This is a genomic window from Aquipuribacter sp. SD81, assembly GCF_037153975.1.
Classification (GTDB): domain Bacteria; phylum Actinomycetota; class Actinomycetes; order Actinomycetales; family JBBAYJ01; genus Aquipuribacter.
Window position 1 is genome coordinate 115,732 of sequence record NZ_JBBAYJ010000004.1, and the last position, 22,783, is coordinate 138,514.

A 22,783-nucleotide genomic window follows, 5' to 3' on the forward strand; every position below is an offset into this window, starting at 1 on the left:
CTGCTGACGGTGCGGCCGTACGCACCCGAGGGCTGAGCCGACGGCTACCCACCACGAGCCGATACGGGCAGACTGCTCTCGGTGACGACCGAGAGCATCCCGGACGCGCCCGCCGTGGCCCCGCACGACCCGGGCCCGGACGACCTCCGCTACGACTACGACCTGCTCGTCATCGGCTCCGGCCCCGGGGGGCAGAAGGCGGCGATCGCCGCGGCCAAGCTCGGCAAGCGGGTCTGCGTGGTCGAGCGCAAGCACATGGTGGGCGGGGTGTGCGTCAACACCGGCACCATCCCGTCCAAGACGCTGCGCGAGGCCGTCATGTACCTCACGGGCATGGCCCAGCGCGACGTGTACGGCGCCAGCTACCGCGTCAAGGCCGACATCACCGTGCAGGACCTGCTGGCCCGGACCCAGCACGTCATCGGCCGCGAGGTCGAGGTCGTGCGGGCGCAGCTGCTCCGCAACCACGTGACGCTGCTGTCGGGCAGCGGCCGCTTCGTCGACCCGCACACCGTCGCGGTGACCGGCGACGCCGGGTCACCCGACCTCACCGTCACCGCGGCGAACGTCGTGCTCGCCACCGGCACGAGCCCCGCCCGGCCGTCCTCGGTCGAGTTCGGCCCCCGGGTCGTCGACTCCGACGGCGTCATCGACCTCGAGCGCGTGCCGTCGTCCATGGTCGTGGCCGGCGCCGGGGTCATCGGCATCGAGTACGCGTCGATGTTCGCCGCGCTCGGCACCCGGGTGACGGTCGTCGACAAGCGCCCGGCGCTGCTGGAGTTCTGCGACCCGGAGGTCGTGGAGTCCCTCAAGTTCCACCTGCGCGACCTCGCGGTCTCCTTCCGGCTCGGCGAGGAGGTCGCCTCGGTCGAGGCGAACGGCTCGGGGACGGTCACGACGCTGACCTCCGGCAAGCGGATCCCGGCCGAGACGGTCATGTACTCCGCGGGGCGGCAGGGCCAGACCGACGCCCTCGACCTCGCCGCCGCCGGCCTGGAGGCGGACTCCCGCGGCCGGATCGCGGTCGGGGACCACTACCGGACCTCGGTGCCGCACATCTACGCCGTCGGCGACGTCATCGGCTTCCCGGCGCTCGCGGCCACGAGCATGGACCAGGGCCGGATCGCGGCCTACGAGGCGTTCGGCGAGCCGGTGCGCGACCTCACGGCGCTGCAGCCCATCGGCATCTACACGATCCCCGAGATCAGCTACTGCGGCCGCACCGAGGCGGACCTCACCGCCGACGCCGTCCCGTACGAGGTGGGCGTCGCGCGCTACCGCGAGCTCGCACGCGGGCAGATCGTCGGTGACCCGTACGGGATGCTCAAGCTGCTCGTCCACACCGGCACCCGCGAGCTGCTCGGCGTGCACGTGTTCGGCACGGCCGCGACCGACCTCGTGCACATCGGTCAGGCGATCATGGGCTGCGGCGGCACGGTCGACTACCTCGTCGACACCGTCCTCAACTACCCGACCCTGTCCGAGGCGTACAAGGTCGCCGCGCTCGACGTGACGAACAAGATCCGGGCGGTCGAGCGGTTCGCCGTGTGAGGCGTGGGTCTGCGTCCCTGTCGACGGACGCGCCGTCCGTCGACAGGAACGCAGGCACGGGGCTCAGACGCGCGTGGCCACCGGCACGTCGTCGGTCATGCTCGACCTGCGGAACTTCGACACGACGACCGCGACGACGATGACGGCGAACGCGACACCGGCGATGCCGTAGCGCAGCGCGTCGTTCTGCCCGTCGCCGATGCTGAGCGACACGACCGCGGGGGCGATGAGGACCGCGACGAGGTTCATCACCTTGATGAGCGGGTTGATGGCCGGGCCGGCGGTGTCCTTGAACGGGTCACCGACGGTGTCGCCGATGATCGTCGCCTCGTGGGCGGGAGAGCCCTTGCCGCCGTGGGCGCCGTCCTCGACGAGCTTCTTCGCGTTGTCCCACGCGCCGCCGGAGTTGGCGAGCAGCACGGCCATGAGCGCACCGGCCGCGATCGCGCCGGCGAGGTAGCCCGCGAGGGGGCCGACACCGAGGCCGAAGCCGACGGCGATCGGCGCGAAGGCGGCGAGCAGGCCCGGCGTGGCGAGCTCGCGCAGCGAGTCGCGCGTCACGATGTCGACGACCTTGCCGTACTCGGGCTTGCCCGTGCCCTCCATGATCCCGGGGATGTCGCGGAACTGGCGGCGCACCTCGAACACGACGGCGCCGGCCGCCCGGCCGACCGCGTTGATGGCCAGGCCCGAGAAGAGGAACACGACGGCCGCGCCGAGCAGGACGCCGACGAGCGTGGCCGGGGAGACGATGCCGTAGTCGACGCTGTCGAGCGCGGCGCCCGCCTCGCCGAGCGCGGTGCGGATCGCGTCGGTGTAGGAGCCGAAGAGCGCCGTCGCCGCCAGCACGGCGGTCGCGATGGCGATGCCCTTGGTGATGGCCTTGGTCGTGTTCCCCACCGCGTCGAGGTCGGTGAGGATCTGCGCGCCGGTCGCGTCGACGTCGCCGGACATCTCGGCGATGCCCTGGGCGTTGTCGCTCACCGGGCCGAAGGTGTCCATCGCGACGATGACGCCGACGGTGGTGAGCAGGCCGCAGCCGGCGAGCGCGATGAGGAACAGCGACAGCGTGACCGAGCCGCCGCCGAGCAGGAAGAGGCCGAAGACGGCCGCGGCGAGGACACCGACGGTGTAGACGGCGGACTCCAGGCCGAGGCCGAAGCCGGACAGCACGACCGTCGCAGGACCGGTGAGGGCCGTCTCCGCGACGTTGCGGGTGGGCGGCTTGATGGTGTCGGTGAAGTAGCCGGTGAGCCACAGGATGACGCCGGCCAGCACGATGCCGACGACGACCGCGACGGTGGCGACCAGGCGGGGGTCGCCCGGCAGGTCGAGGATCGCGGTGTCGGCGACCTCGGAGAACTCGGAGAACGACCCCGGCAGGTACAGGTACGCGGCGGCCGCGGACAGCGCCGCGGCGATGAGCGCCGACAGGTAGAAGCCACGGTTGATCGAGGTGAGGCCCGACTCGCCCTCGCGCGGCTTCACGAGGTAGACGCCGAGGACCGCCGTGATCGCACCGAGCGCGGGCACGATGAGCGGGAACACGAGACCGGCCTCGCCGAAGGCGGCCTTGCCGAGGATGAGGGCGGCCACGAGCGTGACGGCGTAGGACTCGAAGAGGTCCGCGGCCATGCCGGCGCAGTCGCCGACGTTGTCGCCGACGTTGTCGGCGATCGTCGCGGCGTTGCGCGGGTCGTCCTCCGGGATGCCCGCCTCGACCTTGCCGACGAGGTCGGCACCGACGTCGGCGCCCTTGGTGAAGATGCCGCCGCCGACGCGCATGAACATGGCGAGGAGGGCGGCCCCGAAGCCGAAGCCCTCGAGCACGGTGGGGGCGCTGCTGCGGTAGATGAGCACGACGAGCGCCGCGCCGAGCAGGCCGAGGCCGACCGTCGCCATGCCGACCGTCCCGCCGGTGCGGAACGCGATGCGCATGCCGAGGTCGCGGCCGCCGGGGTGGCGGGCCGCGGCGGCGACGCGCAGGTTGGCGCGGGTGGCCAGCCACATGCCGAGGTAGCCGATGCCGGCGGAGAACGCGGCGCCGACGACGAAGGCGATGCTGCGCCCGACGCGGATGTCGCCGTCGCCCGGCAGCAGGAACAGCAGGCCGAAGACGAGGACGACGAACAGGCCGAGGGTCCGGAACTGCCGGCTCAGGTAGGCCGAGGCCCCCTCCTGCACGGCGGTGGCGATCTCCCCCATGCCCGGCGTGCCCTCGGGGGCGCTGAGGACCTGGCGGCGGAAGACGGCGGCCATGGCCAGCGACGCGACGGCGATCGCGAAGACCACGGCGACGATGGCGTACGACGACGCGCCGAAGCCGACGTCGACCCCTCCGGCCGCGAGCGTGGGGCTGGGCATCGGTCCTCCTCAGGACGGCCGGGCAGGGCCGTGTCGTGGTGCGGTCCAGCACCGGCTGGACGGTGGCGTGCGGGTGGGTGGTGCAGCACCTGCCGCGGCGGCACACCGGCAGCCTCGTCGTCGAGTCACCGGGGCCCCCTCTGTCACGGTGGGTGAGCGCTCGGAGTCTAGGGGGTGGGGGCAGCGCCCGCCGACACCCGGGCGGACCGGTGTGGCCCGCGTCACGTCGCGGAGGTGGCCGCCCGGGTCAGAGGAGGTCGCGCCAGGTCAGCACCGTGACGTCGCCGTCGACGTGGACGTCGTCGGCCAGCCCGCGCAGCAGGGCGAGCGCGAGGTCGTCGCCGCCGGCCTCGGGCAGGCCGGTCGCGACGCTGCTGAGCAACGACAGGCCCCCGCCGACGCGGACCACGAACTGCTCACCCAGCTCGCCGCCGGGGCCGAGGACCACCTCGACCGCGCGGTCGGTGATGGTGTTGAGCGCCCACGTCACCGCCTCGCCGACGGCGATGCGCACCTCGTCGACGCGGTCCTCGGGCAGCCCCTCGCGCCGCGCGACCGCGGCCGCGACGAGGCGGGCGGTCCGGACGTTCTCCGGGGAGCCGCCGATCCGCAGGACGACGTCCTCGTCGCCCGCGACGGCCCCCATCGGCAGCTCCACGGCGTCGGACCCCGGCGACGGCACGACCTCAGCCGGCCGTGCCGGTGCCGTCCCGGCCCGCCTCCGCGGCCCCGCCGTCGGAGGCCGAGGAGCCGAGGGCCTCGTCGAGCGAGCCGTGGATGGTGAAGACCTTCGTCAGGCCGGTGATGCGGAAGACCTTGAGGATCTTCTCGCTGGAGCAGACCAGCTCGAGGTCGCCGTCCATGGTGCGCACCCGCTTGAGCCCGCCGACGAGGACCCCGAGGCCCGTCGAGTCGAGGAAGTCGGTGCCGCTCATGTCCACGACGATGTGGCGGGCGCCGTCGGCGACGGCGTCGTTGAGCTGGCTGCGCAGCTGGGGGGCGGTGTACACGTCGATCTCGCCGCCGACCTCGACGACCGTCCGGTCACCGACCGTCCGCGTGGCCAGGGACAGGTCCACGGGGGTCCTCCTCGTCAGTCCGTTCACGCGCTCCCGCGCGTGCGCCGCCGGGGGTCTCCCGGGGCGCTCCGCGACAGTCAAGCACCCACCCGCCTCCCTCGTCCTGTCCACGCGGGGCGGGTCGCCCGATCCGCCCCCACCCGACCCGACGTGTCCCGGTGCTCGGATCCGTCCGGGGCGTGGTCCACCCTGGGACCGTGCACGAGCCCGAGGTCGCGACGCTGACGGGGGCCGGCGTGCCCGCGCCGGGCCGGCCGGCGGGGTCGGTGCCGGACCTGCCGCCCGCCGCCCGCGCGGTGCTGGCCGACCCGCGCGCGGCCCACTGCGTGCGCGGGGTGCTCGTCGACCCCGCGAGGCGGGCCGACACCGTGCCGTTCCCCGCCTGGACCCACCCGGCGCTGCTGGACCGGCTCGCCCGCCACGGCATCGGCTCCGCGTGGTCGCACCAGGTGGAGGCGGCCGAGGCCCTGCGGGCCGGGCGTCACGTGGTGCTGTCCTCCGGTACCGCGTCCGGCAAGTCGCTGGCGTACCTGCTGCCGGTGCTGTCGGGGGTGCTCGACGCGCTCGACGGCCCGCAGGGCGCCCACGACGCGCCGTGCGCGCTGTACCTGTCGCCGACCAAGGCGCTCGCCGCGGACCAGGACCGCCGGCTGCGGGAGCTGGGGGTCCCCGGGCTGCTCACCGGCACGGTGGACGGTGACGCCTCACGCGAGCAGCGCGACTGGGTGCGCGACCACGCGCACGTCGTGCTGTCGAACCCCGACCTGCTCGCCCACGCGCTGCTGCCGGACCACGCCCGCTGGTCGCGGCTCCTGCGCCGGCTGCGCTGGGTCGTCGTCGACGAGTGCCACGTCTACCGAGGCGTCTTCGGGGCGCACGTCGGGGCGGTGCTGCGACGCCTGCGGCGCGTCGCCGCCGCGCACGGCGCCCGACCGGCCGTGGTGCTGTGCTCCGCGACGGTGGCCGAGCCCGGCCGCTTCGCCGAGCGGCTGCTCGGGGAGCCCGTCCTCACCGTGGACGTCGACGGCTCGCCGCACCCCGGTCGGGTCACGGTCCTGTGGGACCCCGTGGTGGGGACCGACGGGACGGGGCGCGGCGCGGGCGACGGACCCGGGGACGGACCCGGGGACGGGCACGGGCACGGCGGCGAGCACGGCGACGAGCACGGCGACGGGGACCGGTCGGGTCTCCGGGACGGCTCGGGCGGGGCGCGGGACGTCGGGGCCGACCGGACGGGCGGCGGTCCCGGGTCCGGTCCCGGGTCGGGTCGCGACCAGGTCCGCCGGCGCTCCGCGACGACTGAGTCCGCCGACCTCCTGGCCGGACTCGTCGGCTCGGGGACGCGCACCCTCGCCTTCGTGGGCAGCCGACGCGGCACCGAGGTGATCGCCGCCCGCGCGCGCGAGCACCTCGTCGACCGGCACGGCGCGCTCGAGGGGGCCGCGCTCGCGGGCACCGTCGTGCCCTACCGCGGTGGCCACCTGCCCGAGGAGCGACGCGCCACCGAGCGGGGTCTGCGTGACGGGTCGGTGCGCGGGGTGGCCGCGACGTCGGCGCTCGAGCTGGGCGTGGACGTGGTCGGCCTCGACGCGGTCGTGATGGCCGGCTGGCCCGGGTCGCTCGCGTCGTGGCGGCAGCGGCTGGGTCGGGCCGGACGGGCCGACGTGCCCGGCACGGGGGTGCTCGTCGCCCACGACGACCCGCTCGACGCCTACGTGCTGGCCCACCCCGACCGCGTCCTCAGCGGCGGGCACGAGGCGGTGACGACCGACCCCGACAACCCCTACGTCCTCCTGCCGCACCTCGCCGCCGCGGCGGCCGAGCTGCCGCTCACCGAGGTCGACCTCGCGCTCTTCGGCCCTGCGGCCGCCCCGCTCGTCGACGTGCTCGTGGAGCGCGGCGACCTGCGGCGACGCCCCGGCGGCTGGTTCTGGTCCCGGCCGCACCGCCCGGGCGTCGACCTGCGCGGGTCCGGTGGCGCGGAGGTGCAGCTGGTCGAGGCCGCCACGGGCCGCGTGCTCGGCACGGTCGACGCGTCCCGGGCGACCGCGACCGTGCACCCCGGCGCCGTCTACGAGCACCTGCTGCGCCGCTACGTCGTCGAGGAGCTCGACCTCGACGGCGGCTGCGCCCTGCTGCGCGCCGAGGACCCCGGCTACGTGACGTTCTCCCGCTCGGTCACGACGACGCACGTCGTGGCCGTCGAGCGCGAGCGTGCGCTCGGGGAGGGCGGTGCCGGCTTCGGCACCCTGGACGTCGTCGAGGCCGTCACGGGGTTCGTCCGCGTCGACCCGCGCTCGGGCGCGGTGCTGGACCAGGAGCACCTGGACCTGCCCACGCGCACGATGCGGACGCGGGGGGCGTGGGTGCTCGCCCCGACCTCGCCGGACGCGCCGGGCGGGCGACGAGGTCGCGGCGCCGTCGCCGGTCGCGCCGTGGCGGCGCTGCACGCGGCCGAGCACGCCCTCACCTCGCTCGTGCCCCTCGTGACGGTCAGCGACCGCCACGACGTCGGCGGCAGCCACGACGCCCACCACCCGGACCTCGCCGGGCCGGCCGTGCTGCTGCACGACACCTGGCCCGGTGGCGCCGGGTTCGCGGAACGGGCCTTCGAGCAGGTCGAGGCGCTCGTCGACGCCGCCGCGGAGGCGGTCGGCGGGTGCTCGTGCCGGGGCGGGTGCCCGGCGTGCGTGGTGCGCGCCGGGTGCGGCAGCGGCAACCAGCCGCTCGACAAGGCCGGGGCGGTCGGGCTGCTGCGGTTGCTGCGCGGCTGACGGGAGCCGCCGGGCGCGCCGGGGGGACCTCGCCCCGGGCCGCCGCTAGCGTGGACGGACCGACGAGCCGGACCTTCCGCGGCCGGCCGCGCGGCGACACGGAAGGAAGGCGCCATGATCGTTCTCGGCATCCTGCTGCTGGTGGTGGCGCTGGCTGTGCTGGCGTTCGTCCTGCTCGGGGGCCTGCCCCCCAGCACCGACACCGACGTGTCCATCGAGGTGTACGGGCTCGCCCTCGACACGACGGCCGTCGCGGTGTTCGCCCTCGGCGCCCTCACCCTGCTGCTCCTGGAGCTCGCCGTCCTGGCGATGCGTTCGGGCGCCCGCAAGTCGGCCCGCCGGCGCGCGGAGCTGCAGCGGCTGCGTCGCGTCGAGGCCGAGGTGCAGTCGCGGCAGGCCGCCGAGGCCCAGCGCAACGCCGCGGCCGAGCCCGTCTACGCCCCTGCCGCCGCACCCTTCGCGCGTCGCGAGAGCGCCGAGCGTCCGCCCGTGCGGCCGGACGGCGACACCGGTTCGCACGACGCGCACAGGGGCGACGACCGGCACGACGACCGGCACGAGGGCGACCGGCCGACGGGCGAGCGGCCCGACGCGGCGACCGACGACCGGGTCGACGAGTCCCGGCGGGACCGGCCCGGTGACGACGACACGGCGGTGGACCGCCGTCCGGACGACAGCGCGGAGTCCGCTCCCGGCCCGCTCGCCACGCCGAGCCCCACCCGACCCACCACGGCACCGGACGAGCACGACCGGAGCTCCTGACCCACGCACCGGCTGCGGCTCGCGCCGCAGCCCGGTGGCGGCGTCCCGCCACGGGGAGGAGCGCTCCTCCTCACGGCGCGGGTCCGGCCCGTGACCGGCCGCTGACCCCGACGCCGGGGTCGAGGCGGACGAGGCGACCGCCGAGCCGGACGGGCGCCCTCACCTCGACCGTCACGTCCCGACCTGCCACGGCGCACCTCGTAAGCGTCACCGGCCGGCCGGTGTGCGCGGCGGTGACCGCGGCAGCCCGCTCGCACGACTCGGCGTGCGTCGAGCCCGTCGACAGTGACGCCGCGGCCGCGAGCGCCGCGAGGTCCGCCACGGCGTCGGCCTGCGCCCGCGACACCGCGACCTGCCCGACGCCGGCGACGACGGAGCAGGCGAGCAGGCAGCCGCCGAGGGCGACCGACACCGTCGCCACCGCCGTCACGGCCCGGGCTCCCGCCACGCGTGGGCGGTGCAGGACAGCGTCGTGACGTCGGCCGGCAGCAGCAGCGCCCCGGGCGCCCGCACCCGGGTCGTCACCCTCACCGCCACCATGCCCGAGGGTGCGGCCGACACGGCGACCGTCCCCGGCCCGCGCAGCACGGCCTCGCCCGCGGCACGGGCCGCGGGCGCACCGTCCCCGCGAGCGAGCGCCCGGGCCGCCGCCCGGGCCGAGTCCGCGCACGTGAGCGCCCCGGCCGAGAGCGCACCCCCGGCCAGGACGACGGCGAGGGCGAGAACCACGACGGGCAGCACGACGGCCGTCTCCGCCGTCACGGTCCCGCGGTCGCCGCGTCCGCGACGGTCCGTCCCCGGCCACCCGCTCACGGTTCGCCCGCACCCCCCTCGTCGACCCGGGTGACCGGCGCCCCGACGCTGCCCGCGGTCACGGCGTGCCGAGGGCGCTGCGGATGAGCGCGGTGAGCATCTCCTGCACCTCGCCGCTGCGGAGCACCGCGTACAGCAGCCCGGCGAAGCCGACGGCGGCGAGGGTCGCGACGGCGTACTCGGCCGTCGCCATGCCGGCGTCCCCGGCCCACCGGGCCGCGGGTGCGCCGCTGTCGGGCGCGCGCTCGGGTGCCGGTGCGACCCCGTCCCCGCGGGCGCCGGTCGGCGTCGACGGCGTGGTTCCGGCGGTGCTGCTCCTGCGTGACATGGTGCCTCCCAGTGACTGCGGGCCGGTCGGCCCGTCCCTGCCCCGACCCTGACGGCGACGGCCGACCCGGCGCGGGCCGCCGACGCCGGTCGGTGGACGACGGGGGTCCCTCCGGCCTGTGGGCACATCGCGGGCACGCCCGCGGGCACGGCGGGGCGCGGCCGGCGCGTCACGCCAGGCCGTCGCTCAGCAGCCGGAGCACCACCGGGGCGATGCCGAGCAGCAGGAAGCCGGGCAGGGCCGCGAGGCCGAGCGGCAGGACGAGCCGCGCGGCGAGGCGCCCGGTCGCGGCCTGCACCTCGGTCTCCGCCTCCCGGCGGACCTCCTCCGCCGCGAGGCGCAGCGACCTGGCCGCCGGGGCGCCGGTGGCCAGGGAGAACCCGACGGCGTCGCGCAGCGGCTCCAGGGGTCCGTGCACCACCGCGAGGCGGAGGTCCCCGACGTCCGTCCCGTCGGCGAGGCGGTGCAGCTCCGCCACGCGGGCGTCGCTCGGCTGAACCCCGGCGAGCGCGTCGGCGACCGCCCGCAGGGCGGTCGCCGTGCCGCAACCGGAGCCGAGGGCGGCAGCCGCGAGGTCGCAGACCGTGGCGTCGTCGACGCCCGTGCCGGTCCCGCCACCGGCCGCGGACGCGAGCGCGACGAGGCGGGCCGCCCACCACCAGGACAGCGCGAGGAGCAGCAGCCCGAGGACCGCGCAGACCCGTCCCCACGCCGTGCCCGTGAGGACCCCGACGGCGTCGACACCGACGAGTGACGCGGCGGCGGGCCCGGCGAGCGGCAGCGCCCCCACCACCCGGGCGGAGGCGACCGGTCCGGCGAGCGCGGCCCGGCGCCGGGCGTCCGCCGCGGCCCGGGCACGGACGGACTCCGCCGCACCTCGCAGGACGTCGGCGGAGGCGACACCGAGTCGCTCGACGAGCGCGACGGCCGCGCGCACGCCGTCGCGCCCGCGCGCGGCGGCAGCCTCCACGGGGCGCTGCGGGTCGAGCACGTCGGCGCCCGCGTGCCGCAGCGCGTCCGGCCACGGCAGTCCGGCGCCCGCGCCGAGAGCCAGCCGCTCCGCGCAGCGGACGACGTCGTGGACGCCCACCTGCACCTCGCGTACGTCCCCCGGCGGCGAGGAGCCGGCACGCCCGCCGGCGCGGCGCAGCGCGCGGCCGGCGCGCCCGACAGCCGGGCGGCGCCCGACGGTGCGGCGGCCCGTCGGTCTCCTCACGCGACGTGCGCCCCAACCCGCCGCGACGCACGGCGCCCGTCGCGCCCGTCGCGCCCGTCGCTCCCGTCGCGGACGTCGCGGACGTCGCGGACGTCGCGCCCGTCGCGCCCGTCGCGCCCGTCGCGGACGTCGCGGACGTCGCGGCCAATGCGGACGTCGCGGCCGATGCGGTCGAGGTGCGGCACGAGCGCAGCCGGAGGAACCGAGCCGCCCGGGCCGTCCTGCCATCCCCACACGCCGTCGACCGTCCGGCGCCCGTCCGGGGACCGGCTCACCGCGACGACGGCGTCGACGGCCGTTCGCGCCTGGAGCAGGGTCGTGGCCGGGTCGAGCCCGGCGGCGCCGCCGAGGGCGACGAGGCGCGCGGGCACGTCCTCGGGTGCGGCGGCGTGGACCGTCGCCGCCCCGCAGTGCCCCGAGCCGAGCGCGAGGAGCACCTCGCGGACCTCGGGACCGCGGCACTCCCCCACGACGAGGCGGTCCGGGCGCATGCGCAGCGCCTGCCGGACCAGGACCCCGAGGCCGACCTCGCCGGCCCCCTCGACGTTGCCGGGCCGCGACTCCAGCCGCACCACGTGGGGGTGCTCGGGGTCGAGCTCGGTCGCGTCCTCGACGATCACGAGGCGCTCCTCGGCGCCCACCTCGGCGAGCAGGGCCGCGAGCAGGGTCGTCTTGCCGGAGCCCGTCGGCCCCGTGACGAGCACGCTCGCGCGGCGGCGCACCAGCCCGCGCAGCCCGTCGGCCAGCCCGCTGGTCAGGCCGCCCGTGCGCTGCAGGGCGGTGAGGCCGCCGCTCACGCGCGGCACGCGCAGGCTCACGTGCGTGCCGCCTCGGGCGAGCGCCGGCAGCACCGCGTGCAGCCTGACGCCCGAGGGCAGCCGCGCGTCCACCCACGGCGACGCCTCGTCGAGGCGGCGGCCGGCGAGCGCGGCCAGGCGGACGGCGAGCGCCCGGACCTGGGGCTCGGTGTCGAGCCGGTCCACCCGGACTCGTCGCAGCCCGCCCCTCCCGTCCACCCACACCCGGCCGGGACCGTTGACGAGGACGTCGGTGACGGCCGGGTCGTCGAGCAGCGGCTCGAGCGGGCCGAGGTCGGGCACGGTCACGCCGCCCCGGTCGGGCCCGGCGGCACCGCCGTGAGGTCGTCGAGCCACAGCTCCGCCCACCGCCGGAGGGGGCTGCGCGCGCTCTCGGCGAACGGAGCCCCGCCGTCGAGCGCCGCGGCGATGCCGGCCTCGGCGCGCACGACATCCGCGCGCGTCAGCGGGGCGGCGCCTGCTCCCCCGAGCCGCTCCGCGCCGGCCCGCAGGGCCACCACGGCGTCGGCCGCCCGCAGCCCACCGGGCGAGGGCCCCCGCACCAGCACGTGCAGCTCGGCCGGGCGCCAGCCCAGCCACGCTCGCAGCACCGCGGGCGCGGCGGCCGCTGCCCGGACCTCGGCCGGGCAGACGAGGAGCAGGACGTCCGGCCCGTCCGTCCCGTCCGGCCCGGCGCCGGCCGGGGGTCGGACCTCGGTGGCGGCGGCGGCGCGCGGTGACGGGCCGCGGGCGACGGGCACCGTTGCGGTGCACGGGCTGCGGGGCAGGTCCACCACCACGAGGTCGTGGTCCCTGCGGGCCGCCTCCCAGACCGCCGCGACGGCACCGGCTGACACCGGCTCGGTCCGGTGACCGGCGCGGCCGTGGCTCAGGAGCCGCACGCCGTCGACGTCCGGCAGTGCGGTGGACAGGCCGCCGCACGGCAGCGGACCCTCGACGTCGCCGAGGTCCGGCCACCGCAGCCCCGGCAGCTCCTCGGCACCGAGCGCGAGGTCGAGCCCGCCCCCGCCGGGGTCCGCGTCGAGCAGCAGGACCCGGGGCGGGTCCGCGCGCCCGGCCCGGACCGCCTCCGTGGCGAGCGCCACGGCGGTGCTCGACGCACCCGCGCCGCCGCGCGCGCCGACCACCGCGACGCAGCGGGCGCGGGGTCGCGCGGCCCGTTGCAGCCGCTGCAGCAGCCAGGCCCGGGCCGTGGGCAGCACCGCGACGTGCTCCGCACCGAGCGCGAGCGCAGCCCGCCACACCGCGGGTGGCGGCTCGCCGTCGTCACCGGGAGGAGACTCGTGGACGACGAGCACGCCGGGTCGCCGCGGCATGCCCGTGAGCCCGCCGAGCCCACCCGGCTCGTCCGGCCCGCCCGGCCCGCCGGATCCGCCCGGCCCGCCTCGTCCTTCGCCCGCGGTGCCCACGAGGACGGCGGCCGCCCCGTCCCACGACGGCGGTGGCGGCGACGGTGGCTCCGACCGGGCCGGCACGCCGGCGCTGCGGCAGAGCTCGACGAGGCGCGCCCGTGCCGCGGGGTCCTCCGCCACGCACAGCACGACGGCGTCCCGCTCCGGCGAGGATCGGGGGTGGGCCCACGGGCGCTGACCGGCTGCCACGACGACACGTCCCTCCCGGCGACGGATCGTCCGGCGCCGGGAGCGAGCCAAGCGGGTGCCCTGCCACGGCCGCGCGGTCCGTCGCACGGGCTGTGGACGCGTGGACCACGGGTGGCCTGTGGACGCGACACCGGCGAGCGACCGACCACGCACCGACCGGACCGCGGCAGAAAAGGGGGCGGCCCCTGCCGGGGGGACGCAGGGGCCGCCGGGCTCGGCACGCCGGGGGGGACGGGGCCGAACCCACAGGGCTGGGGGAAGCCCTACGGAGAGTGTGGGGGTTATTCATCTTTCACACAAGTCCTTCGGGGCGAGTCGTGGCACGGCGGCGCCGGACGAGCGGCCGCACCCGGCGCGTCGGCGCGGCGCTCCGGCCGCCCCGGAGCCGCCCGCGGCGCGCCGTGTCACCGGGCGTCCGTACCCTGGCCCGGTGCCGTCCGACACCGTCCCGCGTGCCGCGGCGTTCTTCGACCTCGACAAGACCGTGCTCGCGGCCTCCAGCACGTTCGCGCTCGGTCGTGGCCTCCGCCGACGCGGCCTGCTGCCCCCGCGCACCGCGGCCCGCAGCGCGTACGCGCACGCCACCTACATGCTGCGCGGCGCGGACCACCTGCAGATGGAGCGGATGCGCGAGCTGCTCAGCGAGCTCGTGACGGGCTGGGACACCGCCGTGGTCCGCGACGTCGTCGAGGAGGCGCTCGAGGACGTCATCGTCCCGCTCGTGTACCCGGAGGCCGCGGAGCTGCTGCGCTGGCACGCGGAGTTCGGCCGCGACGTCGTCGTGGTGTCCTCCGGCGCGCAGGAGGTGGTGGGCCCGGTCGGCGACCGCCTCGGCGCGACGCTGACGGTCGGCAGCACGATGGAGGTCGTCGACGACCGCTACACCGGTCGCATCGAGCGGTACACCTACGGCCCGGAGAAGGCGGCCGTGCTGCGGCGCCTCGCGGACGAGCGCGGCTACGACCTGGCCGCGAGCTACGCGTACTCCGACTCGATGACGGACCTGCCGATGCTCGAGGCCGTCGGGCGCCCGCACGCCGTCAACCCCGACCGTCAGCTGGCCGCGCACGCCGAGACGGCCGGGTGGCCCGTCCTCGAGCTGGTCCCGCCGCCCGCGGCCGCGCGCAGCCTCGCGGCGGTCCCCGTGCCGTCGCCCGTGGCCGTCGGGACGGTGGGTGCCGTGGGCGTCGCCACCGCGACGGCCGGGCTGGGCTGGTACCTCGCTCGCAGGCGCCGCCGGCCCTGACCCCGGTCCGTCGGTCCGGCGACCCTCAGCCGGGCCCCGTCCCGACGAGCCGGCCGGCCATGACCTCCTCCGCGACCCGTCCGGCCTCGACGGCGCCCGCCACGACGGCGTCACCCCACCAGCGCACCCAGGCCGCGACGGCGTCGGGGTCGCCGCTGCGGTAGCCCGCGAGGGCGGCGTCCCGTCCGGCCCGGTCGGCGAGCGCGTGCCGCTCCGGCACGACGACGCCCGCCGGGTCCAGACCGCCGTCCACCACGACGGCCCGGGCGAGTGCCCGCGCGACGACGCCCGAGACGGGGGCGAAGGCGTCCCCGGCGGTCACCTCGGCGTCCACGAGGGCCGCCGTCACCAGGGTGGGCACGGGCGAGCGCCCGGAGACCAGCCGCGACAGCAGCTCGAGGCGCTCGGCGGCGCTGCCGCTCGGGCGGCCCAGCCGCGAGGGGTCGGCGACGAGGTCGGCGGCGGCGAGCGCGTGGAAGCGGGCCATGACCTGCCGCGGCGCCCGGCTGAGCAGCGGGGCGGACGGGTGGGCGTCGAGCGTGACACGGAGCGCACCCAGGACCAGCGCGGTCACCGGGTCGACGCCGGCCCGGCCGGCGGGGCCTCGGTCGTGTCCCGACGCGGCCCGCTCCGTCGCGCCGCGCTCCGGGGGCACCGCGAGCAGGGCGCGCACGCGGTCCAGCCCGAGGCGCGCCCCGTCGAGCTCGGCCGAGGCCGCGGCCGCACGCACGCACGACTCGGCGCGCACCTGCTCCGCGCGGCGCCGCATGGCCGGCAGCCACCGCAGCCCCGTGCACGCCTCTCGCGCCTCGGCGACCGCGCCGACCACGGCAGGGTGCGCGACGAGGGGCCTCACGTCGGCACCGGCGTCCACCCGTGAAGGGTAGGTGCGGGCACCCCGGCGACCGGACCCGGCCACCGTCCCCGTGCCCTCGACACGTCCGCCAGCAGGTCGGGACGGCCGGCGGCGGCGGGACCGTCGCGCCGCCGCGGGGGGTGACGGCCCGTCACGTCGTCGCACGTCTGCTGCACGAGCGCATGCTGGCCGCAGCCGGCCGCCGACGTCGCGGCGGTTCGCGGCCGCACGACGAGGTGTCACGCAGCGTTCACCGGACGCCCGCCGTCCCGTCACCGCGGCGTCACCCCGGCCGGCGCGCACCCTCACGAGGGACCGGCCGGGGGTGCACGCCCTCAGTCGGTGCGGACGCGGTCCAGCACGTGCCCCGCGGCCTCGGCGTAGCGGTCACGGACGTGCGGGGTGGCGTCCACCTCGACCGTCCGCGACCGCGCGAGCGTCCACGTGGGCGGCTCCGGCTCACCCGACAGCGCCCAGGCGGCCTGGCGCGCGGCGCCGTCGGCCACGTACTCCGACGGCTCCGGCACGACGACCGGGCAGCCGAGGACCGCCGAGGCGACCTGCTGCACGGCGGGCGAGGCGGCCCCGCCACCGACGAGGACCACGCGCTTCAGCGTCCCGCCGTGCGCGAGCAGGGCGTCGACGCCCGCGGCGAGGCCGCACACGACCCCCTCGACCGCGGCCCGTGCGAGGTGGGCGGGGGTGGTGCTCGCCAGCGTCATGCCGTGCAGCGACCCCGTCGCGTCGGGCAGGTCCGGGGTCCGCTCGCCCTCGAGGTACGGCACGAGCACGAGACCGTCGGCCCCGGGCGGCGCCGACAGGGCGAGCTCGGACAGCCGGTCGTGGTCCACGCCCAGCAGGCGCGCGGTCGCGTCGAGGACGCGGGCCGCGTTGAGGGTGCACACGAGCGGCAGGTAGCGGCCGGTCGCGTCGGCGAAGCCGGCGACGATGCCGCTGGGGTCGGCGGCCGCCACGTCGCTCACGACGCTCGCCACGCCGGACGTGCCGACGGACAGGACGACGTCGCCGGGCTCGACCTGGAGCCCGAGCGCCGCCGCGGCGTTGTCGCCCGTGCCGGCGCCGAGCACCGTGCCCCGGGCCAGCGGGGTGCCGTCCGCCCCGTCGGCGACCTCGCCCGCACGGGCGCCCGGCTCGACGACGCGCGGGACGACCGCGTCGTGCCCGAGCCCGGCCTCGAGCAGGTCGGCGCGGTAGCCGCCGTCGGCGGGGCTCCAGTAGCCGGTCCCGGACGCGTCGCCGCGGTCGGTGGTCAGGGCGTCGAGCGCCGCGCCGGCGCCCGGGCCGTGCCCGAGCAGGCGCCACGTCAGCCAGTCGTGGGGCAGGCACACGGCCGCCACGCGCGCGGCCGCGTCGGGCTCGTGGTCGCGCAGCCACCGCAGCTTGGTGACCGTGAAGCTCGCGACCGGCACGACGCCGGTCGCCTCCGCCCACGCCTCGCGGCCGCGTTCCTCGACGAGGTCGCGGGCCGCGCCCGCCGAGCGGGTGTCGTTCCACAGCAGCGCGGGCCGCACCACCTCGCCGGCCTCGTCGAGGGCGACCATGCCGTGCTGCTGGGCACCGACCGACACGGCCGAGACGTCGTCGAGGCCGCCCGCCGCCGAGACCGCCTGGCGCAGCGCGTCCCACCAGCGGTCGGGGTGGACCTCGGTGCCGTCGGGGTGCGGCGCCCGACCGAAGCGCACGAGCGCCCCGGTCGCGGCGTCGCGCACGACGACCTTGCACGCCTGCGTCGAGGAGTCGACGCCCGCGACGAGCACCCGTCCGTCCGTCCCTGCCACCGCGGGCCTCAGCGGGCGCCGAGCAGGTGCTCGATCGCGAGCTGGTCCAGCCGCGTGTAGTGCTTGCCCAGGCGCGCGGCCGCCTCCACGTCGTACTCCTCGAACGCCGAGCGGTCCGCGAGGAGGTCCTTCCACGTCTCGCCGTCGGCGAGAGCGGGGCGGGCGAGGTCGGCGGCGCCGGAGGCCCGCTGCGCCTCCTGCACCTCCGGGTCGGCGCGGAAGGCCGCGGCGCGCTCCTTGAGCAGCAGGTACGTGCGCATGTTCGCCGCGGCCGACTCCCACACGTCGGCGGGGTCGTCGGTGCGGTACGGCTTGTAGTCGAAGTGGCGGGGGCCGGTGTAGGCCTCTCCGCCGCCGGGGGCGCCGTTCTCCAGCAGGTCGACGAGGAAGAACGCGCTCTTGACGTCGCCGTGGCCGAACACGAAGTCCTGGTCGTACTTCGGCCCGTGCTGGCCGTTGAGGTCGATGTGGAAGAGCTTGCCCTGCCACAGCGCCTGCGCGACCCCGTGGACCATGTTCATGCCGGCCATCTGCTCGTGGCCGACCTCGGGGTTGATGCCGACGAGGTCGGGCCGCTCGAGGGTGGAGATGAAGGCGATGGCGTGGCCGATGGTCGGCAGGAAGATGTCGCCGCGGGGCTCGTTCGGCTTGGGCTCGAGCGCGAACCGGAGGCCGTAGCCCTGGTCCTCGGAGTACTGCACGAGGAGGTCGATGCCCTCCTTGTAGCGCTGGAGGGCGACCTGCACGTCCTTGGCGGCGTCGGTCTCGGCGCCCTCGCGCCCGCCCCACATGACGTAGGTCTCGGCGCCGAGCTCGGCGGCGAGGTCCATGTTCCGCATGATCTTGCGCAGCGAGTAGCGGCGCAGCGCCGGGTCGGAGGCGGTGAAGGCGCCGTCCTTGAAGACCGGGTGGCTGAACATGTTCGTCGTCGCCATCGGCACCTTGAGTCCGGTCCGCTCCAGCGCGTCCTTGAACCGGGCGATGATCCCGTCGCGCGTGGCGTCGTCGGAGCCGAACGGGACGAGGTCGTCGTCGTGGAACGTGACGCCGTACGCGCCGAGCTCGGCCAGACGCTCGACGCTCTCGACGACGTCGACGGGTCCGCGGGTCACCGGCCCGAACGGGTCGTTGCCCGGCCAGCCGACGGTCCACAGACCGAACGTGAACTTGTCCTGGGGGGTGGGCGCGCCGACGGCCATGGGGGAACTCCTTCGTCCGGGGTCGCGCGGCAGCCGTGCACACGCGAGCCCCATTAGGCTAGCGATCAAACGAACGCTCTGTCCAGCAGCAGCGGTCAACGGCACCCTAGGCGCGCCGGACGGTCGGCGCGCCTCGCCGCGACCTCGCCCGCTCCTGGCGCCGCGCCCGGCGCCTCACCCGAGCGGGCGCCTCGACCGCGATACTCCCGGCATGGACCTGTGGGCCCCGCCCGCCGCCGCCTCGGGCGGTGTCGTCCTCGTCCTCCTGCTCCTCGCGGGCCTCGCCCTGGCCGGGCGGGCGCGGGCGCGCGGCGGCCCGGGACGCCGCCTCACGAGCGAGGCGGACCGGGCCCGCTTCGACACCCTGCACCTCACCGCGCTCGCGGCGCCCCACCTGCGCCAGGGCCTCACCGCCGCCGGCGCCCGACCGGCGGCCCCGCACCTGCGCCGCCTGCTCGGCACCCCGGCGCTGGCCGTCGTGTCGACGGGCGAGCTGCTCGCGTGGGAGTCCGCCGACGACCCCGCCGCGGTCGGCGGCGACGGCACGCTCGCCGCGCCGCACGGCCACGACCCGCGCGTGCACGCCGCGCGCGCGGTGACCGAGAGCCGCACGCGCGTGCTCGGTGCGGTCGAGGTGCGGTGCGGGCAGCCGCGCTGCCCGCTGCGCAGCGCCGTCGTGGCGGTCGTCGGGGTCGAGGACCGCGTGCTCGGGGCGCTCGTCGCCTACTCCGCGTACCGGCCGACCGCCCCCCTGGTCCGTGCGACGGAGGAGGTGGCCCGCTGGGTCGCGAGCCAGGTGGAGCTCGCCGAGCTCGACCTGCAGCGCACGCGCACCGCCGAGGCCGAGCTGCGGGCCCTGCGCGCGCAGATCAGCCCGCACTTCGTCTACAACTGCCTCGCCGCCATCGCGGTCTTCGTGCGCACCGACCCCGACCGCGCCCGCGAGCTGCTGCTCGACTTCGCCGACTTCACCCGGTACGCGTTCCGGCGCGAGGCGCAGTTCACGACGCTCGCCGACGAGCTGCGCAACGTCGAGCGCTACCTCGTGCTCGAGCAGGCCCGGTTCGGCGACCGCCTGACGGTCGACCTCACCGTCGCGCAGGAGGTGCTGCAGGTGACGATCCCCTTCCTGTGCGTGCAGCCGCTCGTCGAGAACGCCGTCCGCCACGGGCTGGAGAGCGGACACGGGACGGTCCGGGTCGTGGTGCGCGCCGACGACGACGGCGACGCCGCCGTCATCTCCGTGGACGACGACGGGGCGGGTGCGGACCCCGACGTCGTGCTCGCCGCGGTCGAGGGCCGCGGGTCACGGGACTCCATCGGGCTCGGCAACGTCGACCTGCGGCTGCGGCAGGTCTACGGCGACGCGGCCGGCCTGGTCGTCGACACCGCGCCGGGGGCGGGCACGCGGGTGTCCTTCCGCGTGCCGAAGTTCGTGGTCGGGGTCCGGCCGGGCTGAGGCGTCTACGCTCCCGCGCATGGCAGCCGACGGGGCCGAGCGGCTCCGGGTGCTCGTCGTCGACGACGAGCAGCCCGCGCGGGAGGAGCTCGCGTTCCTGCTGCAGCGCGACGACGTCGTCGGCGACGTCGTGACGGTCGCGCGGGCCGACGAGGCGCTGCGCCGGCTCGGCGCGGGCGACGTCGACGTCGTCCTGTCCGACATCCACATGCCCGGCCTGGACGGCATCGACCTGGCGCGCGCGGTGCGGCGGCTGCCCCGCCCGCCCGCCGTCGTCTTCGTCACCGCGCACGACGAGCACGCGGTCGCGGCGTTCGACCTCGAGGTCGTCGACTACGTCCTCAAGCCCGTCCGCCCGGCGCGCCTCGCGGCGGCGCTGCGGCGCGTCACCGACAAGGTGGCCGACCGGGTGGCGAGCACCGAGCCGGCGGACGAGACGCTGCCGGTGGAGCTCGGCGGGGTCACGCGCTTCGTGCAGCGCAGCTCGGTGCTGTGGGCGGAGGCGCAGGGCGACTACGTGCGCCTGCACACGGCCACCGGCTCGCACCTGCTGCGTTCCACGCTGTCGCAGCTGGACGAGCGCTGGTCGCGCGCGGGTTTCGTCCGGACGCACCGCAGCCTGCTCGTGGCCGTCGGTGCCGTGCGCGAGCTGCGCAGCGAGGACGGTCGGCACAGCCTCGTCGTGGGCGACGGTGCGCTCAGGCGCGAGCTGCCCGTGGCCCGGCGGCACGCGCGGGAGGTGCGCGAGCGCCTCGAGCGCGACCCGGACGCCGTCCGGTGAGCGAGCACCCGCGCCGGCGGCCCGCGCGCGTGCGCGTCACCCGCAGCGTGCCGCTGCGCGGACGGGTGCCCTCCCCGGCGCAGAGCCCCGAGGTCGTGTCGGTGTACGACCGCGACCTGCGCCGCACCCAGCTGCGCTGGTCGGTGCTGTCCCTGCTCGTCGTCGTGCTGCCGCTGCTGCTGCTGCCCCTGGTCGCGGTCCTCGCCCCCGGCCTGGTCTCGCTGCCCGTGCTCGGCGTGCCGCTCGCCTGGCTCGTGCTCTCGGTGGGCACCTACCCCGTCTTCTGGCTCGTCGGACGCTGGCACGTCAACGGCGCCGAGCGCACGGAGGCGGAGTACGTGGAGCTCGTCGGCGAGGGCACCGGGGACGGGCCGCCGTGACCCTCGGCCCGCAGCAGTACGCGGCGCTCGTGTCGGTGACGCTCGTCGTCGCCGTCACCGTCCTCGTGGCCGCCTACGGCACGCGCTTCTCCCGCACCACGGGCGACTTCTACGTCGCCAGCCGCGCGGTGCGGCCGTGGTGGAACGCGAGCGCGATCGGCGGGGAGTACCTGTCGGCGGCGAGCTTCCTCGGCGTGGCCGGGCTGGTCCTGCTCGAGGGCGCGGACGCCCTGTGGTTCCCGATCGGCTACACGGTCGGCTACCTGCTGCTGCTCGGGTTCGTCGCCGCGCCGCTGCGTCGCTCGGGCGCCTACACGCTGCCCGACTTCGCCGAGCTGCGCCTCGGCTCGCGCGAGGCCCGGCGGGCCTCCGCGCTCGTCGTGGTCGTCGTCGGCTGGCTGTACCTGCTGCCGCAGTTCACCGCCGCGGGCCTGGTGTGGGCGACGGCGACGGGCCTGCCGCGCACGCTCGGCACCCTCGTGGTGGCGGCCGTGGTCGCGGGGGCGGTCGCGGGCGGCGGCATGCGCTCCATCACGATCGTCCAGGCGGTGCAGTACTGGCTCAAGCTCACCGCCGTCGCCGTCCCGGCGTGCGTGCTGCTGGCGCTGTGGGGCCGGCAGGGGGCGCCCGTCCCGACGGCGCCCGCGGGCTGGTGGGTGCCGAGCAGCGACCCCGGCGACCTGTACGCGACGTACTCGCTGCTGCTCGCGCTCCTGCTCGGCACGATGGGGCTGCCGCACGTGCTCACGCGCTTCTACACCAACCCGGACGGGCGGGACGCGCGACGGACGACGCGCACCGTCATCGGCCTGCTCGGGCTGTTCTACGTGTGGCCGCCGGTGTACGCGGTCCTCGGGCTGCTGTGGGCGCCGGAGCTCGCCCGGCCGGGGCGCGCCGAGACCGTCGTCGTCGACCTGCCCCAGCTCGCGCTGCCCGGCACGGCGGGGGTCGTGCTCGGGGCGGTGGCGCTCGGCGGCGCCTTCGCCGCCTTCCTCTCGACGGCGAGCGGGCTGACGGTCGCGGTGTCGGGGGTGCTCGCGCGCGACCTCGTGCCGCAGCCCGGCCGCACGGCCCGCGGCAGCCGGGGCGGCCCCGACCCCGCGGGCGACCGCACGGCCGTCAGCCGGTTCCGGCTCGCCACCGTGGCCGCGCTCGCGGTGCCCGTCGGCGTCGCGCTGCTCGGGGTCGACGTCCCGCTCGCGGCGACGGTCGGGCTCGCGTTCGCCCTCGCCGCCTCGACGTTCGCGCCGCTGCTGCTGCTCGGCATCTGGTGGGACGGGCTCCGGACCGGTCCCGCGCTGCTGGGGATGGGTGTCGGCGGGGCCGCGGCCGCGGGCGCCGCCGTCGCGACGCTCACGGGGGTCGCGGACGCCGCGCCGGGGCCGCTCGGGGAGGCGCTGCGACAGCCCGCGGCGTGGACGGTGCCGCTCGCCGCGGCGGTCATGGTGGTCGGCTCCCTGTGGGCGGCCCGTCGCGACCGGGTCCGGCCGCCGGGCCGGCCTCGCACCGCGGCGCCCGCCGGGGTGCCCGCCGCGCTGCTGCACCGGCCCGAGCCGACCGCTCGTCGCGGGCCGACGACCGCTCGTCGCTGACGCGCACCGGATGCGCGCGCAGCGCCCGGTGCCGCCCCCACCCTGTCGCGAGACCGGTCGCACCGCCGCGACCGCACGGCACGAGGAGGTCCCGTGAGCACGACCCACGACCCAGGGCGCCACGACGCCCCCGGCGCCAGCGCCCCGCACCACGACGGGGGCGTC

Annotated in this window: 20 protein-coding genes; 8 read left to right on the forward strand and 12 right to left on the reverse strand. The window is 77.3% G+C overall.

Translation table 11 applies throughout. The annotated features are described in order from the left end of the window. Positions 1-81 precede the first annotated feature (81 nt). Positions 82-1,551: a Si-specific NAD(P)(+) transhydrogenase gene (gene sthA / locus WAA21_RS03635; protein ID WP_336921395.1), complete on the forward strand. Its 1,470-nt coding sequence runs from the start codon at positions 82-84 to the stop codon at positions 1,549-1,551. 63 nt (positions 1,552-1,614) lie between these two features. Here sthA and WAA21_RS03640 read toward each other — a convergent pair whose 3' ends face one another. The 3 genes from WAA21_RS03640 to WAA21_RS03650 form a co-directional block, all read right to left on the reverse strand. Continuing rightward, a complete protein-coding gene (locus WAA21_RS03640) occupies positions 1,615-3,915 on the reverse strand; it encodes a sodium-translocating pyrophosphatase (protein WP_336921396.1) in 2,301 nt (766 codons plus the stop codon). Positions 3,916-4,162: 247 nt separating this feature from the next. Beyond that, the gene (locus WAA21_RS03645) at positions 4,163-4,597 is read right to left on the reverse strand and encodes an ATP-binding protein (protein WP_336921398.1); all 435 of its coding nucleotides are present in this window, start codon (positions 4,595-4,597) and stop codon (positions 4,163-4,165) included. 4 nt (positions 4,598-4,601) lie between these two features. Then, entirely contained in the window at positions 4,602-4,994 is a 393-nt protein-coding gene (locus WAA21_RS03650) for an STAS domain-containing protein (RefSeq protein WP_336921399.1), read from the reverse strand. Positions 4,995-5,191: 197 nt separating this feature from the next. Here WAA21_RS03650 and WAA21_RS03655 point away from each other — a divergent pair, with 197 nt between their 5' ends. Continuing rightward, positions 5,192-7,768, forward strand: a complete 2,577-nt coding sequence (locus tag WAA21_RS03655) for a DEAD/DEAH box helicase (RefSeq protein ID WP_336921400.1) — start codon at positions 5,192-5,194, stop codon at positions 7,766-7,768. Between the two features lie 114 nt (positions 7,769-7,882). Continuing rightward, on the forward strand, positions 7,883-8,530 hold the full coding sequence (locus tag WAA21_RS03660; protein ID WP_336921401.1) for a hypothetical protein: 648 nt from the start codon (positions 7,883-7,885) through the stop codon (positions 8,528-8,530). Between the two features lie 70 nt (positions 8,531-8,600). Here WAA21_RS03660 and WAA21_RS03665 read toward each other — a convergent pair whose 3' ends face one another. From WAA21_RS03665 to ssd, 6 genes are all read right to left on the reverse strand, one after another. Further along, on the reverse strand, positions 8,601-8,978 hold the full coding sequence (locus WAA21_RS03665; RefSeq protein ID WP_336921402.1) for an Rv3654c family TadE-like protein: 378 nt from the start codon (positions 8,976-8,978) through the stop codon (positions 8,601-8,603). Then, positions 8,957-9,292 carry a TadE family type IV pilus minor pilin gene (locus tag WAA21_RS03670; protein WP_336921403.1) on the reverse strand — a complete coding sequence of 112 codons (336 nt, stop codon included), beginning with the start codon at positions 9,290-9,292 and terminating at the stop codon, positions 8,957-8,959. The genes WAA21_RS03665 and WAA21_RS03670 overlap by 22 nt, the downstream gene beginning before the upstream one ends. A gap of 109 nt (positions 9,293-9,401) precedes the next feature. Further along, positions 9,402-9,671 (reverse strand): DUF4244 domain-containing protein, encoded by a 270-nt coding sequence (locus WAA21_RS03675; protein WP_336921404.1) that lies wholly within the window; start codon positions 9,669-9,671, stop codon positions 9,402-9,404. Positions 9,672-9,840: 169 nt separating this feature from the next. Then, positions 9,841-10,887, reverse strand: a complete 1,047-nt coding sequence (locus tag WAA21_RS03680; protein ID WP_336921405.1) for a hypothetical protein — start codon at positions 10,885-10,887, stop codon at positions 9,841-9,843. Continuing rightward, the gene (locus WAA21_RS03685) at positions 10,884-11,993 is read right to left on the reverse strand and encodes a TadA family conjugal transfer-associated ATPase (RefSeq protein WP_336921407.1); all 1,110 of its coding nucleotides are present in this window, start codon (positions 11,991-11,993) and stop codon (positions 10,884-10,886) included. Before WAA21_RS03685 ends, WAA21_RS03680 begins: the two co-directional genes overlap by 4 nt. Next, complete coding sequence (gene ssd, locus WAA21_RS03690; RefSeq protein WP_336921408.1) at positions 11,990-13,306, reverse strand: septum site-determining protein Ssd; 1,317 nt, start codon at positions 13,304-13,306, stop codon at positions 11,990-11,992. The genes WAA21_RS03685 and ssd overlap by 4 nt, the downstream gene beginning before the upstream one ends. A gap of 430 nt (positions 13,307-13,736) precedes the next feature. Between ssd and WAA21_RS03695 the strand changes: the two genes are divergently transcribed. Continuing rightward, positions 13,737-14,552 (forward strand): HAD family hydrolase, encoded by an 816-nt coding sequence (locus tag WAA21_RS03695; protein WP_336921409.1) that lies wholly within the window; start codon positions 13,737-13,739, stop codon positions 14,550-14,552. Positions 14,553-14,577: 25 nt separating this feature from the next. Here the strand turns inward: WAA21_RS03695 and WAA21_RS03700 are convergent, their stop codons facing one another. From WAA21_RS03700 to xylA, 3 genes are all read right to left on the reverse strand, one after another. After that, positions 14,578-15,426, reverse strand: coding sequence for a hypothetical protein (locus WAA21_RS03700; protein ID WP_336921410.1), 849 nt, complete (start codon positions 15,424-15,426; stop codon positions 14,578-14,580). Positions 15,427-15,743: 317 nt separating this feature from the next. Beyond that, positions 15,744-17,207: a xylulokinase gene (gene xylB / locus WAA21_RS03705; protein WP_336921412.1), complete on the reverse strand. Its 1,464-nt coding sequence runs from the start codon at positions 17,205-17,207 to the stop codon at positions 15,744-15,746. Positions 17,208-17,215: 8 nt separating this feature from the next. Beyond that, positions 17,216-18,406 (reverse strand): xylose isomerase, encoded by a 1,191-nt coding sequence (gene xylA / locus WAA21_RS03710; protein WP_336921413.1) that lies wholly within the window; start codon positions 18,404-18,406, stop codon positions 17,216-17,218. A gap of 211 nt (positions 18,407-18,617) precedes the next feature. Here xylA and WAA21_RS03715 point away from each other — a divergent pair, with 211 nt between their 5' ends. The 4 genes from WAA21_RS03715 to WAA21_RS03730 are packed head-to-tail and all read left to right on the forward strand — an operon-like array spanning position 18,618 to position 22,618. Beyond that, a complete protein-coding gene (locus tag WAA21_RS03715; protein WP_336921414.1) occupies positions 18,618-19,865 on the forward strand; it encodes a sensor histidine kinase in 1,248 nt (415 codons plus the stop codon). A gap of 19 nt (positions 19,866-19,884) precedes the next feature. After that, complete coding sequence (locus tag WAA21_RS03720) at positions 19,885-20,646, forward strand: LytR/AlgR family response regulator transcription factor (RefSeq protein ID WP_336921415.1); 762 nt, start codon at positions 19,885-19,887, stop codon at positions 20,644-20,646. Beyond that, positions 20,643-21,026, forward strand: a complete 384-nt coding sequence (locus WAA21_RS03725; RefSeq protein ID WP_336921417.1) for a hypothetical protein — start codon at positions 20,643-20,645, stop codon at positions 21,024-21,026. The genes WAA21_RS03720 and WAA21_RS03725 overlap by 4 nt, the downstream gene beginning before the upstream one ends. After that, positions 21,023-22,618: a sodium/solute symporter gene (locus WAA21_RS03730; protein WP_336921418.1), complete on the forward strand. Its 1,596-nt coding sequence runs from the start codon at positions 21,023-21,025 to the stop codon at positions 22,616-22,618. The genes WAA21_RS03725 and WAA21_RS03730 overlap by 4 nt, the downstream gene beginning before the upstream one ends. Positions 22,619-22,783 lie beyond the last annotated feature (165 nt).

What these genes read in the sequence shown, in the direction of transcription:
- WAA21_RS03640 (WP_336921396.1), bottom strand. Translation starts at nt 3,915, where the DNA reads ATGCCCAGCCCCACGCTCGCGGCCGGAGGGGTCGACGTCGGCTTCGGC.
- WAA21_RS03660 (WP_336921401.1), top strand. Translation starts at nt 7,883, where the DNA reads ATGATCGTTCTCGGCATCCTGCTGCTGGTGGTGGCGCTGGCTGTGCTG.
- WAA21_RS03675 (WP_336921404.1), bottom strand. Translation starts at nt 9,671, where the DNA reads ATGTCACGCAGGAGCAGCACCGCCGGAACCACGCCGTCGACGCCGACC.
- xylA (WP_336921413.1), bottom strand. Translation starts at nt 18,406, where the DNA reads ATGGCCGTCGGCGCGCCCACCCCCCAGGACAAGTTCACGTTCGGTCTG.
- WAA21_RS03715 (WP_336921414.1), top strand. Translation starts at nt 18,618, where the DNA reads ATGGACCTGTGGGCCCCGCCCGCCGCCGCCTCGGGCGGTGTCGTCCTC.
- WAA21_RS03720 (WP_336921415.1), top strand. Translation starts at nt 19,885, where the DNA reads ATGGCAGCCGACGGGGCCGAGCGGCTCCGGGTGCTCGTCGTCGACGAC.